This window comes from Neglectibacter caecimuris (genome assembly GCF_034335015.1).
Taxonomy (GTDB): Bacteria; Bacillota; Clostridia; order Oscillospirales; family Acutalibacteraceae; genus Acutalibacter; species Acutalibacter caecimuris_A.
On the sequence record NZ_JAWXXK010000003.1, the window covers coordinates 1 to 13,450 of the forward strand.

11 protein-coding genes are annotated in these 13,450 nt (G+C 56.6%); 3 read left to right on the forward strand and 8 right to left on the reverse strand.

Annotation, left to right across the window (positions count from 1 at the left end):
- Positions 1-516: 516 nt before the first annotated feature.
- Genes rpoD through U8T64_RS03225 form a run of 3 tightly spaced genes read right to left on the reverse strand, consistent with a single transcriptional unit; the run spans position 517 to position 4,475 of the window.
- Positions 517-1,614, reverse strand: a complete 1,098-nt coding sequence (rpoD, locus tag U8T64_RS03215) for an RNA polymerase sigma factor RpoD (RefSeq protein ID WP_322180903.1) — start codon at positions 1,612-1,614, stop codon at positions 517-519.
- Between the two features lie 57 nt (positions 1,615-1,671).
- Positions 1,672-3,429, reverse strand: a complete 1,758-nt coding sequence (gene dnaG / locus U8T64_RS03220) for a DNA primase (protein ID WP_322180905.1) — start codon at positions 3,427-3,429, stop codon at positions 1,672-1,674.
- 44 nt (positions 3,430-3,473) lie between these two features.
- The gene (locus U8T64_RS03225; RefSeq protein WP_322182004.1) at positions 3,474-4,475 is read right to left on the reverse strand and encodes a deoxyguanosinetriphosphate triphosphohydrolase; all 1,002 of its coding nucleotides are present in this window, start codon (positions 4,473-4,475) and stop codon (positions 3,474-3,476) included.
- A gap of 196 nt (positions 4,476-4,671) precedes the next feature.
- On the opposite strand from U8T64_RS03225, the gene U8T64_RS03230 reads away from it, so the two are divergent.
- From U8T64_RS03230 to U8T64_RS03240, 3 genes are read left to right on the forward strand one after another with little or no spacing between them, the layout of a single operon-like run.
- A complete protein-coding gene (locus tag U8T64_RS03230) occupies positions 4,672-5,091 on the forward strand; it encodes a GntR family transcriptional regulator (RefSeq protein ID WP_322180907.1) in 420 nt (139 codons plus the stop codon).
- Positions 5,088-5,990, forward strand: a complete 903-nt coding sequence (locus U8T64_RS03235; RefSeq protein ID WP_322180909.1) for an ATP-binding cassette domain-containing protein — start codon at positions 5,088-5,090, stop codon at positions 5,988-5,990. Before U8T64_RS03230 ends, U8T64_RS03235 begins: the two co-directional genes overlap by 4 nt.
- Positions 5,965-7,965, forward strand: a complete 2,001-nt coding sequence (locus U8T64_RS03240; protein WP_322180911.1) for a hypothetical protein — start codon at positions 5,965-5,967, stop codon at positions 7,963-7,965. The genes U8T64_RS03235 and U8T64_RS03240 overlap by 26 nt, the downstream gene beginning before the upstream one ends.
- A gap of 322 nt (positions 7,966-8,287) precedes the next feature.
- Here the strand turns inward: U8T64_RS03240 and U8T64_RS03245 are convergent, their stop codons facing one another.
- The 5 genes from U8T64_RS03245 to U8T64_RS03265 form a co-directional block, all read right to left on the reverse strand.
- Positions 8,288-8,914, reverse strand: coding sequence for an IMPACT family protein (locus tag U8T64_RS03245; RefSeq protein WP_322180914.1), 627 nt, complete (start codon positions 8,912-8,914; stop codon positions 8,288-8,290).
- A 254-nt stretch (positions 8,915-9,168) separates the two neighbouring features.
- Entirely contained in the window at positions 9,169-9,378 is a 210-nt protein-coding gene (gene rpmE, locus U8T64_RS03250) for a 50S ribosomal protein L31 (RefSeq protein ID WP_322180916.1), read from the reverse strand.
- Positions 9,379-9,528: 150 nt separating this feature from the next.
- Positions 9,529-10,518, reverse strand: a complete 990-nt coding sequence (locus tag U8T64_RS03255) for a uroporphyrinogen decarboxylase family protein (protein WP_322180917.1) — start codon at positions 10,516-10,518, stop codon at positions 9,529-9,531.
- A gap of 103 nt (positions 10,519-10,621) precedes the next feature.
- Positions 10,622-11,860 (reverse strand): MFS transporter, encoded by a 1,239-nt coding sequence (locus U8T64_RS03260; RefSeq protein WP_322180919.1) that lies wholly within the window; start codon positions 11,858-11,860, stop codon positions 10,622-10,624.
- Positions 11,823-13,436: an aldo/keto reductase gene (locus tag U8T64_RS03265; RefSeq protein ID WP_322180921.1), complete on the reverse strand. Its 1,614-nt coding sequence runs from the start codon at positions 13,434-13,436 to the stop codon at positions 11,823-11,825. Before U8T64_RS03265 ends, U8T64_RS03260 begins: the two co-directional genes overlap by 38 nt.
- Positions 13,437-13,450: the final 14 nt, after the last annotated feature.

Below are 13,450 nucleotides of genomic sequence, written 5' to 3' on the forward strand. Positions count from 1 at the left end.
GGTCAGAGCGGTTGCTGTGCCCCAGTGGGGCACGTTCAGCAATGTCTGAAGCGACAGCTGAGTTCTCCACTGGAGACCTTCCCCCCACCGGGACGCGCTCACCCCTGAAAGGGGAGCTGTGCCCCGGCGGGGCACAGCAACCGAAGCGAAGCGTAGAAAGCTGTCACGGCAAAGCCGTGACTGAGGGGTTCCGACAGAAAGGTGAAAAATGCAGGTTTTGTGCTGGTTTATAGCGAGCTGGAACCTCTCCACCACCTAACGGTGATCCCAGAAGGTTGCAAAGCAACCTTCTTCCCCTATTCAGGGGTGAGCGCGTCCCACTGGGACGCTGGTGCGAACCGTTCTCAGCTGTCGCTTCGGTCGTTGCTGGGCGTGCCCCACCGGGGCACAGCAACCGAGCCGACAGGCGAGAAAGGCAAGAAGTTAGTGCTAATTATTAGTCCGCCAAATTCCAATTTATTAGCGAACTCTGACCCTGCTCTTCAATTTCTCATTGCTCATTCACAAATTAGCGGCTTAGTCCAGAAAATCCTTCAGCCGCTTGCTCCGGCTGGGGTGGCGCAGCTTTCTGAGGGCTTTGGCCTCGATCTGCCGGATCCGCTCTCGGGTCACATTGAACTCCTTCCCCACTTCCTCCAGGGTGCGGGAGCGCCCGTCCTCCAGACCGAACCGGAGGCGGAGCACCTTTTCTTCCCGGGGGGTCAGGGAATCCAGCACGTTGTTCAGAGTTTCCTTCAGCAGCGTATGGGAGGCCGCGTCCACCGGGGCGGGGGCGTCGTCATCGGGAATAAAATCTCCCAGGTGGCTGTCCTCCTCCTCGCCGATGGGGGTTTCCAGGGAAACGGGCTCCTGGGCTACCCGCATGATCTCCCGCACCTTTTCCACCTGCATGTCCAGCTCCTCGGCGATCTCCTCAGCGCTGGGCTCCCTGCCGTTAGCGTGCAGCAGCTGGCTGGATACCTTTTTTACTTTATTGATCGTCTCCACCATATGCACGGGGATCCGAATGGTTCTGGCCTGATCGGCGATAGCCCTGGTAATGGCCTGGCGGATCCACCAGGTGGCGTAGGTGGAAAACTTGAAGCCTTTGGTATAGTCAAATTTCTCCACCGCCTTGATCAGACCCAGATTGCCCTCCTGGATCAGGTCGAGAAACTGCATGCCGCGGCCCAGATACCGCTTGGCAATGCTGACCACCAGGCGGAGGTTCGCCTCGCTCAGCCGCTTTTTGGCCGCTTCATCTCCAGCAGAGATGCGCACCGCCAGCTCTACCTCCTCGTCCGGGGTGAGCAGCGGCACCCGCCCGATCTCCTTCAAATAGACCTTTACCGGGTCTCCGATGGAAACGCCGTCCACTCCCAGGCCGGGATCGGACACATCGGTGGTTTCCACCTCCTTGACCAGCTCCGCGTCGTCCAGCTGGATATCATCAAAATCCTCCACGATCTCCACGCCTTGTGATTCCAGCGTATCGTAAAATTTCTCAATATGCTCCGGGTCAAATTCCAACTCGCCCAACGCGTCCAGAATTTCCTTGGTGCTGAGCTGGCCCTTGCTTTTTCCGATCTCCAACAGATCTCTGATCACCGTTTTCTTATCCGGCTGTGCTCCCATTATTACCATTCCTTTCTAATTTCCCCGGCCGCCCCGCTTTCCGCGGGGCTCCGTTTCTCACTTCTGTTTTCTCAACTCATCGAAATACTGTTTCAGTTCTTCTGGTGAGGCGTTTTGTACTTTCTTCGGGTCAGAAAAGCCCCGCTCGTGCAAAATGATCCGCATATATTCTTCCACATCCGCCCAGGTAGGAGGAGCATCGCTCCGCTCGGTCAAAATGCGGGTCAGCTCCGATACCTCATCCTGGGTGAGCTCCTCAAAAAAATCGGTGAGAGAAACGTCGCCATATATAGTTTTCCCCAACAAAATGGCGTATACTCTGCGATTCCAGTCTGTCACGAACTTTTCCGGCGGCAGTTTTTCCCGCAGCTCCCGGGCCTTATCCTGATGCCGGAACAAAAACGCGATCACGCTCTCTTCCGCCAAAGCCGCTTTCAAATTTTTCTCTTTTTCCGTGTTTAACGCGGAACGGGCGGCCGTGACCTGCTGCTGGGAACGGATCAGCTCCCGCTTCTTTTTTCGATTTTCCTGGGCCGCCAGCCGCCCGACGGTATCCAAAATACTGTCCTTTCCCACCCCGGTTTCCTGGGAAAGCCGGCCCGCGTACACATCGCGCTCCATTTTGTCCAGCTTTGCCAGCACGTTTTCCGAGGCGTCCCGCAGGTAGCGAAGCTTTTCGTCCTCTGTGGAAAGATCGTATTTCGCCTTTATTTTTTCCAGCCGGTACTCCGTATCGTTTCCGCCCGCCTCCAGAAGCTGTTTGAAACGAAGGGGTCCCTCCGCGCCGTAGGTTTTCATGAATTCGTCCGGGTCCTTATTGCCCGGCACCGTGATCACCCGCACCCGGAGCCCGGTGTTTTTCAAAATGGGGATCGCCCGCTGGGTGGCCCTTTGCCCCGCCTCGTCGGAATCGTAGCAGATCACCGCCTCGTCCGCGTAGCGCCGAATGATCCTGGCCTGTTCCTCCGTGAGAGAGGTGCCCAGGGAAGCGATGGCATTGGAAAAACCCGCCCGGTGCAGGGCGATCACGTCCATATAGCCCTCCGCCAGAATCAGCTGCCGGGAGCCGGAATCCTTCGCCAAGTTCATGGCGAACAGCCCGCTGCTTTTGTGATACACCGGCGTGTCCGTGGTATTGATGTATTTGGGCTTTTCATCGGTAAGCACCCGGCCGCCGAAGGCCACCACGTTTCCCCGAAGGTCAAAAATGGGGAACATCACGCGGCCCCGGTATCTGTCGTATGGGTGGCCCCGCTGGGAAATCCGGGCCACGTCCGCCGCCGTCATTTCCTCCTGGGTATAGCCCTTTGCCTTCAGGTGGTTTACTAAAGCGAAACCGCTGTCCGGCGCATAACCCAGGCCGAACCGGCGGATCGTTTGAGGATCCAGCCCCCGGCCCCGCAAATAGGCAAGCCCCGCCTTTCCCTCCGGCGTGGAAAGTGTTTTATAAAAGAAGCGGCCCGCTTCCCGGTTGATTTCCAAAATTCTGGTGCGCAGCCGGGACATGCTGTCGTCCACGCCGTCCTCCGGCACGGTCATGCCCGCCCGCTGGGCAAGCCACCGCACCGCGTCGGGAAAGGCCAGGTTTTCCACGCCCATGACGAACTGGAACACGCCCCCTCCCTTATTGCAGCCAAAACAGTAAAAGGAATTATTTTCCGGATAAATATTGAAGGAGGGCGTTTTCTCATTGTGGAAGGGGCACAGCCCCAAAAGTGTTTTCCCCCGCCGCTTCAGATCCACATAGGAGGAAGCGATATCGGCAATGGGGCTGCGGGAATCCAGTTCCCGCAGAAATTCCGGCGGGAAGGGCATATCAGTTCCTCCTTTGCTTGATTTTAGATACTGGATGTTACATTTTAATCCGATAAATTCCAGGCTTTCGGAATGAAGAGATCCTCATAGCAGGCCACGGCATAGTGGTCAGTCATACCCGCCACATAATCACAGGCGGCCGTTTCCTTTCCCTCCCGTTCGGCGATCTCCTTCATATAATCCGGCAGATGGTCGGGGTTCAGGAAATGGGCAAACAGGCTTTGGACGATATGGGGAACCTTCTTTTCCTCTTTCTTGGCGTACTCGTTCAGATAGACCGCCTCAAACATAAAGGCGCTCAACTCATCGTAGGCCTGAAAGGTTTCCTCGTCCATATCGACGCGTCCATCAAAGCTGTTTTCCACCACAGCTTTGATCAGGGTGGTGATCCGCTTTGTTTTGGAATCTCCCAGCACCCTGGTAATGCGCCGGGGAATATCTCTTTCCCGCATGACTCCCGCCCGAATGGCGTCGTCAATATCGTGGTTTATGTAGGCGATCTTATCCGCCCAGCGAATGATCTTCCCCTCGGCGGTATCGGCCTCTGTACCGGCGGTGTGGCACAAAATTCCGTTGCGCACCTCATAGGTCAGGTTCAGGCCCCGGCCGTCCTTTTCCAGGCGATCCACCACCCGGACGCTTTGCTCGTAATGGCGAAAGCCCCCGTCCATCACGGCGTTTAACGCCCGCTCACCGGCATGGCCGAAAGGCGTGTGCCCCAGATCGTGGGCAAGAGCGGCGGCCTCGGTGAGATCCTCATTGAGCCGCAGAGCTCTGGCGATGGTTCTGGCGATCTGCGAAACCTCCAGGGTATGGGTAAGCCGGGTACGGTAATGGTCGCCTTCGGGAGCCAGGAACACCTGAGTTTTATGCTTTAAGCGCCGAAAGGACTTGCAATGAATGATCCGGTCCCGGTCCCGCTGGTAGGGAGTGCGCAGCTGGCATTCCTCTTCCGGGCGTTCCCTGCCCTTTGTGGCGTCGGAAAAGGCCGCCCAGGGCGACAATGTTTCCCGCTCCAACCTTTGTGTTTCCTCACGCACCGTCATCATGCAGCCTCCCCTCCGGCGTTTTGCTGTTGTGATTCTTCTCAGCCTTTCTGTTTCTTTATACGCTTTTTTCGGGAAAAATACTTTTCCAAAGCTGAAATTTTTTCAATTTTTTCTCCTTTCCCCTTGACAGCCTAAAAAGCAGGGCGTATAATCCAACTGTACTAGTACAAATAATACAGATGGAGGTGACGCGGTGTTTTCCATTGATTATAAAAGCGGAATACCTATTTCCGAGCAGATCTGCCGCAGCGTAGTGAAGCTGGGAGCCGCCGGCGCTTTTGGGGAAACCGGGCAGCTGCCCTCTGTGCGATGGGTGGCGCGGGAGTTGGGGATCAATCCCAACACGGTTCAAAAAGCGTATTCCATGCTGGAGCGGGACGGGATCATCCATTCCCTGCCGGGAAAGGGATCCTTTCTCGTAAGCGGCGAAAGCCTTCAGGAGAAACGCCGCCGGGAAGCACTGGAAAAACTGGAAAGCGCCCTTTTGGAGGGCTTGGAGTGCGGCGTTTCACCGAAGGAGATCAACCAAACGGTAAAAAAGGCCCTTTCGGCTGTTTCGGAAGCGCCGGAACAGCTTTCCGAAAACGACCATAAAGGAGGGAACGGGAAATGATAGAACTCAAAGGCCTGCAAAAGGCATTTGGCGATATTTTGGCACTGAACGGACTTACGCTTTCTGTGAATACCGGCAGTATTTTCGGGCTGATCGGCTCCAACGGGGCGGGAAAATCCACCCTGCTGCGAATTCTGGCGGGCGTATACCGGCCTACCGCTGGAGAAGCGCTGGTCGATGGCCAGCCGGTATGGGAAAACCAGGCGCTGAAAGCGCGGCTGCGGTTTTTAGCGGACGATCTGTGGCTGCCCCCGCAAAGCTCAATTTTGGAGCTGGGAAAGCGCTTTTCCGGGCTTTATCCCACCTGGGACGAAGGGTATTTCGGGCGGCTGTGCAAGCTGTTCCCGGTAAATGAAAAAGCAAGGCTTGGCACGCTGAGTAAGGGAAACCGCCGTCAGGCGGGGATCCTTCTGGCCCTCGGCTCCCGGCCGGAGCTCCTGCTTTTAGATGAGCTTTTCGACGGGCTTGACCCGGTGGTACGGCACCTGACGAAAAAGGTGCTGGCGGACGAGGTGGCAGACCGCCGAATGACGGTGGTGCTGGCTTCCCACAACCTGCGGGAAATGGAAGACTTCTGCGATTCCCTGGCGCTGCTGCACAAGGGCGGGCTGGTGCTGGAGCAGGAGCTGGACGAAATGAGCCTGTGCCTGCACCGGTTCCAGGCGGTGTTTCGGGAAATGCCGGAGATTTCCGCGCTGAAGGAAAAGATCTGTATTACAAGCAGTGAAAAGAACGGCTCCATGCTGACCTTTGTGGCACGGGGCCGGGAAGAGGAAATTCTGGAAGCCCTGGATCAGTTCTCCCCCACGTTCCGGGAAAGCATACCCCTCTCTCTGGAAGAGGTATTTATCAGTGAAATGGAGGCGGCCGGTTATGACATCGACAATATTCTCGGATAAAAGCAATTCCAAAAGGGAATTTTTCACCGTGCTTCGGTGGCAGCTGCGCAAATGCCTGCCCCTGACGCTGCTCTATGCCGCGGTGGAAATGATTTTCGGCTGCTGGCCTCCCCATCACTTTGTTTCAGATAATCTGATCGCCATGACGGTTCCGATCATTGCCTTTTCCGCCATAGCTCCTCTGCTGCTGTTGGGCGAATGCTTCAGCCGCCGGCAGGCCGATACCATGTATGCCCTGCCGGTTTCCAGGGGAAGCTGGTACTTGACCGCCCTTCTGGCCGGGCTGATCTCCCTGTGGGCGCCGCTGGTTCTTTCCCTGAGTACAAGGCAGCTTCTGTGCATTCCTGATACCGGCCTGCATCTGGGCGCCCTGGGCTTCTTCTCAATTTCTCTGATGCTTCTGGGAGCGGCGGTATTTCTGTTTTTCTGCCTGATCGCGGCAGGCAGCGGCGGCCTACTGAGCTATGCGGTGAATACCTTTCTGCTTTCCGTCTGCTGGCCCATCGGAATCGCCTGCTTTCTTGTTCTCATGTCGCACACCCTGCCGGTGGGTTCTCTTCCCGGTCTGCTGGAAAAGAGCCTGATTCAGGTTTTGTCCCCGCCGGTAGCCCTGTTCCAAAGCGGAATCTCCAAACCGCTAATCTGGGAGCTGGTTTACTGGGCCCTGGCCGCCGTGGTGCTGGCCCTTGGCGGGCGGGCGCTGTACCGCCGCCGGGGAAGCGAAACGACTGGAACCTTTTCTACCCGCAAGCCTCTGGAGCTGGCAGTGAGAACGGAAGCGGCGCTGCTGGCGGCCGCCTTCATCGGTCAGGCCGTGGAGAGCATGAGCACCACAGATTGGATTCCGGAAGTGGAGCTGGAGGGCGGCTATGTCAGCGGCAACGGATTTTTCGGTACCTTCGGGATTCCCCTGGTACTGGGCTCTATTGCCCTGGCCCTGCTTTTTGCGTGGCTTTTCACCGAGCTTTTGTACCACAGAAGCGTCAGACGGCTGAAAAAGCACCTTCCGGCATTGCTGGTTCCCCTGGCGGTCACCGTTTGCGCCCTGGGGGCGGTGTCTACCGGCCTGGGGCTGGATATGCCTACCGAAATGGAAGCCGTCAACGCGGTTCGCCTAGAGGGAGAATTCTTTGGGAGAAACGATTTCCACACTTACTCCATGCTGGCCGAAACAGGGGAGGTATCCCGGGAAGATCTCTCTTCGGCCGCCTGTTACAGATTTGAAGCCGAAGCATACAGCCCGGAGCTGCTGGAAAAGGTAAAAAACTTACAGGAAAAATGGATCGCGCTGGAACGGGCCAACCAGTACCCCTACCTGCCGGGCCGCAGAGCCTACGAACGCCGAAACGGCTTTGCCCTTACTCTTTACGGCACAAGGGATATCTCCACATGGAACTGCTCCTATCAAGGCCGGCACACAGAAGAGACAGACGCTTTGTATGAGGAATGCGCTGCCCTGGCCAATGAGCTCGCCACCTCAGAGGAGCTGATCAGCGGCATGCTGCCGGTATGCGCCATCGACGCCCTGAGCGGCATAGAAAAAATCAAATTGGATCCGGCCGCCGAGCAGAAGGAGACCGAGCTTCACGGCTATCAAAACATGGAAGCGACCTATACCAGGCTGAGCTATGAAACCAGAAAGCCTGGGGAAAATCCGGTGCGCGTTTCCAGCCTGCCAAAGAACTTTCCAGAGAAGCTGGAAGCGGCCTTGAGAAGTGACCTGGAGCATGAAAGGCTGCCCACTTGGAAGGATTTCAACCGGCTTGAAGAGGAAAAAGGCGTTCAGCAGGTTTATGAGCTGCGATACGCTTACGGAGCCCCCTTTACCGCCCGGGGCGGCGTGCTGGATCACGCGGAGCCCGCCAAAGGAAAAGAGCTGAGACTCTATTCCGAGTACGCCGAGGCTTGGGTGCTCCGGATATGGCCCCAAATGACGGAGACCTATGCTCTGCTGGAAAGCACGTTGGCGAAATAGAGCGTTTCCACGTTTGGAAATGCAGCAAAGAGGGTTCCTTGCAGTTTTCTGCAAGGAACCCTTTTTGCTGCTGGATGCCAGATTCTAGATGCTGGATGAAGGGCAGGGATAGAGGGGTAAATGATAGTTTTGCACACAGTCCCCCATTGTCATCCTGAGGAACGCAGTGACGAAGGATCTCGTCTTTTGCTTTTCGTTATAAGGGCGAGATTCTTCGCTTCGCTCAAAATGACAGAAGGAAAATGCGTGCCCCGCCGCCAACTCCAATTCAGCGACTCTGCTTTTGCCTTTTTAATTGCTCATTGCTCATTTCTCATCGCCCTTACGCTTCGGTAAATTCAAAGAAGCGCTTTCCCTCTTCCCGGAGCACACAGGTTCCAGCGGTGGCGTCGGCCAGGCGTTTTTCCAGGGCCCCCAGGGACTCCGGGGCCAGGTGGAACCGAATGGTAACGTCTTCCAGAAATTCCGTATCGTCTATCACACCGCCGTTTTCCGGGATCACGCCCTGCACTCTGCCGTAAGAGGAATAGTCACAGGAGACGGACAGCAGCAGGCATTCCCGCATGGTGATCTTTTTTGCCGCCGAAAGGGCGATGGAGGCCGTATGGGAATAGGCGCGGATCAGGCCGCCCCCGCCCAGCAGAATACCGCCGAAATACCGGGTGGCCACCACTACCGTATCGGTGACACCCGCTTTCTTCAGGGTGTCCAGCACAGGAATTCCTGCCGTGCCTTGTGGCTCGCCGTCGTCGGAAAACCGCTGAACGCCGCTTTCGCGGAGAATGTACGCGTACACATTGTGGGAAGCGTCCCAATATTTCGTTTTCAGGGCCGCGATAAAGCTCAGGGCCTCCTCCTCGGTTTTTACCGGGCGGCAGGAGCCGATAAAGCGGGACTTCTTTTCCACAAACTCGTCCCGCCCCTCTTCCTTTACCGTAAGATACTCCATGGCGCTTTTCCCCTCCCTTTACGGAACAACGGGCGGCGCAAATCGCGCCGCCCGTGAGCGTGTCGAAAAAAGCTTTTCGCCACGCTCAAACTTCTTGCGGAAATCAAAGATTTCCGCAAGAAGTTCTGATTGAAACGCGAGAGAGGGACCCTGATGGTCCCCTCTCACACTCTTCCCCCTTCCGTTTCTTACGGTTAGAGGGTTTATCGACAGCCTGAACGGGCGGCGCAAATCGCGCCGCCCGTCAACTTTTCTTACTTTTTGTCCGTCATGCCGTAACGCTTCTTAAACATATCCACGCGGCCGCTGGTATCTACCAGCTTCTGCTTGCCCGTAAAGAACGGGTGGCACTTTGAACATATTTCGACCTTGATATCCTTCTTGGTGGAACGTGTTTTGATCACGTTGCCGCAAGCGCAGGTGATGGTGGTCTCCTGATAGTCGGGATGTATATTCTGCTTCATTCTGGGTTTCACCTCTTTACGGACGATACTCTGATTTCAAAGGCTAAGCTTTTGCAGGCTTTGAACTAAGTAATTTTAGCACACTCTGCGAAAAAATGCAAGAAAAATTTTCAGAAATTCTTTTCAAATCGTCTCTCAAAGGAAATTGCATCAATCGTTCTGTCCAAAATTTTTTTCGTAATCCTCGTAATTGCCATACTTGCGCCAGATATCGATCATCATTTCATACCGCTCCAGGGGCAGGCCGGTATAGGCGCAGTTGGAGGTGGAGAACACATAGCCCCGGCCGTTCGCCATACCCTCCCGCAGAGAACGCAGCACGTCTTCCCGGCATTCCTCGTCCGTGCCGGTTTGCAGCAGAGCACAGCTTACGTTACCCACCAAAGCAATATCCGGCCCAACGATCTTCCGCACCTCGGGGATCGTCACGCCGCCCTGGGGATCCAGGGAATGAATGGCATCGGGCTTACAATCGGCCATCTGCTTGACAATGGGCATGATGTTGCCGTCGGTATGCTTGATGGTGTAATAGCCCATTTCCCGATACCCGGCGATCACGTCCCGCAGGTAGGGAACGATCAGCTCATCAAATTTTTCCGGGCTGAAGAAGGGGTTCGTGTTAAAGCAGTAATCGGCGCACATGGTGAAGCCGTCCACCAGATGTCCCATCTGATGAAGCTTCGCGGCGGTTTCCAGGCACTCCTCCAGCCGGCGCTTGGAGATCTCATTGAGCTTTTCCGGCTCCTCATACATCTGCTCGGAGAATTCCATCATGTGGTCCCCATCGGGAATGGACCAGGTGGGGTCGCCGTGCATCATGATGTAATACTCGTCTCCGCTTTTTTCCCGAATCAGCTCCAAAAGCCACTGGGTGCTCTCCAGGTCTCCGGGGTTCGGCTGCACGAAGATGGCGCTGTGATCGTACCGCTTGGCGATATCGAGATAGAGCTGGGCCATTTCGTTCATGTGCAGGTTCCGCTCTGTCCGGCTCATCTGCTTCCACTGGGCGTAATGCCGCTGGGAATCGTGCACCTTGCCGAAGGCCTCCATGGTCAGGAAAAACACCAGCTCAAAGGTGGGTACCTGGCCGCCGATGGGCTCGCACCTCAGGGTTTTAATAAAACGCTCGCGATGTGTCATAGGCTTCCTCTCCAAATCTCCCGGTCAGGCCGGGTGAGATACGAGGCTATTATACCAACTGAGCAAAGAAAAGCAAGCCACTTTCACAAAGTTTTCGAAAAATTTAGAGCTTTCGTTTTTTCCAGTATGCGGCATGGAACAGAAATCCGAAAAGGACGGTTCCCCCGGCCGCCAGGTAGGTCGCCGTATACCCGGCGCTTGCGGAAAGAACGCCCCACAGCATGACGCTGATCCCTCCGCCGATATCGCCCGCCAGCATAAAGGCCGTGTTGGCAACGCCCCGGCGCTCTCCGGGAATGGTGAGCATCACCTCCGCCTGCAAAAGCTGGGTGACCGCCGTGATCCCGACGCCGGTCAAAACGGCGGAAATCAGCATCAGCAGCATGCGGTGGAAAACCGCGATCAAAGCGGTTCCGCCCGCCGCCAGCAGCAGGCCGGTGAAAACGCAGGCACGCTTGGAGAAGCGCGAGATCACACGTCCCATCAGCAGCCGGGCGCAAATCACCGTCAGGTTATTCACAAGGAAGTACAGGCTGATCTGCTCCAGCCCGCGGCTCAGGCCGCAGGGAGTGAGGAAGCTGTCTATAGCGGATTTACTCGTCAAGGCAAAAAGATTCACGGCGGAGGGCAGCAAAATCAGGACCAAAAGGCTTCCCTTCAGCCCGGAGCCTGTCTTCTCCCGCTCTGGCTTCCTTTCTTCTCCCCTGCTTTCCGGGCGGCGATAATGATCCCGGACAAAGAAGGACAGCATAAAGGCAGTCAGCCCCAGCACAGCAGCGGAAAGGAACATAGTCACCGCGCCGAAGGTATTGTAAACCCAAAGCCCGATCGTGGGGGCAACGGCAAAGGTGACGGAGCTGGACACGCCGAAAAAACCGATGGCGTCCACCATCAGATCCTCCGGGGCAATGTCCGATACCATAGCGGGCGGCACAGGGAAAAACACGCCCTGGGTAAACCCGCACAGCACCCGCAGGAAAAACAGAGTGTTCAGATCTTTCGTAAAGCAGAAGAGAACAGCGTTTAAGGCATACAGCCCGCTGCCCAGCACCAGCAGCTTTTTTCGCCCCAGCCTGTCGATCAGGGGCGCTATGATCACCCTGGTGACCATGCCCAGCACAGTAAGGCCGGTCATCATCAGCCCGGTCAGGGCGTTGGTTCCACCCAGATCCAGCACATACACCGGCAGCAGGGAAATGAAAATGCTGTTGGGGTAGGAAGCCAGGGTGCTGATCAGCAGCACCAGTACAAAATCCCGGTTCCACAATCCGCGGGAAAACATGGTGGAATGCATAACTATCTCCTCAATACCAATCGTGTTTTTCGTTTCTGTCCAGGGCATTAATACGCCGCATCTCTTCCTCTGTCAGTTCAAAATCGTACAGCTCCGTATTTTCCTGAATATGGTCTGGGTCAGAGGAGCCGGGAATCACTGCCACGCCCTTTTGCAGATTCCAGCGGAGGATCACCTGGGCCGGAGACTTCCCGTGCGCCCGGGCGATTTCCGAAATCACCGGATCGTCCAGCAGCTCCGCCGTATGGCCCCGCCCGCCCAGCGGGTACCAGCCCTGTACCACAATCCCCTTTTCCTGGATATAGGGGATCACGTCATTTTCCTGATAATAGGGGTGGATCTCATTCTGCACCAGCGCGGGCGTAACGGTAACCTGGGGCAGGAAGCTTTCCAGCTCCTCCACATACCAGTTGGAAAGCCCGATGGAGCGGATCTTCCCCTCCGCCGCCAGCTTTTCCATGGCCCGGTAAGCCTTGACGTCGTTGGGATCCGGGTGATGCAGAAGCATCAGATCCACATAACCGATATCCAGCCGATCCAGACAGGCCTGAATAAACCGCTCCGGATCCGCCATTTCCGTGCCGGGATAGATTTTTGTGGTCACAAAAATTTCCTCCCGCTCGATCCCCTGCTCTGCCATGGCCTCCCGGATCGCCCGGCCCACCTCCGCCTCGTTTCCGTAAGCAGAGGCCGTATCGATCAGGCGGACGCCGCTTTTCAGCGCGGCCTTGATGGAATTCACACAGGTATCGCCGTGAAGGCTGTAGGTTCCCAGCCCGTTTACTGGCATGGAATAGCCGCTGTTCAGCAGCACGGTTCCCGTTTCCAAATCAAAGCCGCCCGCTTTATCAGCGGAGGGTCCCGGCGCCCCGGGCTCTTCCTTCTCTCCGGGAGACGGAGACGGCGTTTCCGGCTTCAGATAACGATACAGCATAACGCACAGCTCCCCTCGGGTAATGGGGGCTTTGGGGACAAAATGGTTCTGTCCCCGCCCGCTGACGATCCCCTGCTCTCTGGCCCAGCCTACCGCCTCCGCCGCCCAGGCTGAAATGGAGGCGGCGTCCGCGAAGGCCCGGGCGTTTTCCGGCTTGGGCGAGCCCGCGTACCGCCACAGGATCGCCGCCGTCTGTTCCCGGGTGACCCGCTCTTCCGGGCCAAAGCGCCCATTGCCGAAGCCCGCCACGATCTGCCGCTGCGCCGCCCAGGAGATCCCGTTTACATAATAGGCTCCCGGCCGCAGATCCGTAAACCCGGAGCTTCCGGTTACCGCCGGGCTTCCCGCTGCACGGTAAAGCACCGCTGCCAGCATGGCGCGGGTCATAGAGCTGTTGGGAGAAAAGGTGGTATCTGTCGTTCCGTACATAAGTCCCTGTTCCCGCAGATAGGTCACCGCCTCCCCGTACCAGCTCCCGGCGGGAACATCGGAAAAAGCGCTGCCAAAAACATCGGAGGCTCCAGTTTCCCGGCTTTCCGGCAAAGCGCTTTCCGTGTTTTGAGAAACGGTCTGTTCGGAAAGAACGCTTTGCGAGCCGTCCGCTTTCCTGCCTCCGTTCAGTCCCGAAGCGCATGCCGTGCTTTGCAGCAGCAGTGCAAGGAGAAAAAGCAAGGCGATCCTTCTTTTCATAAACCGCATTCCTC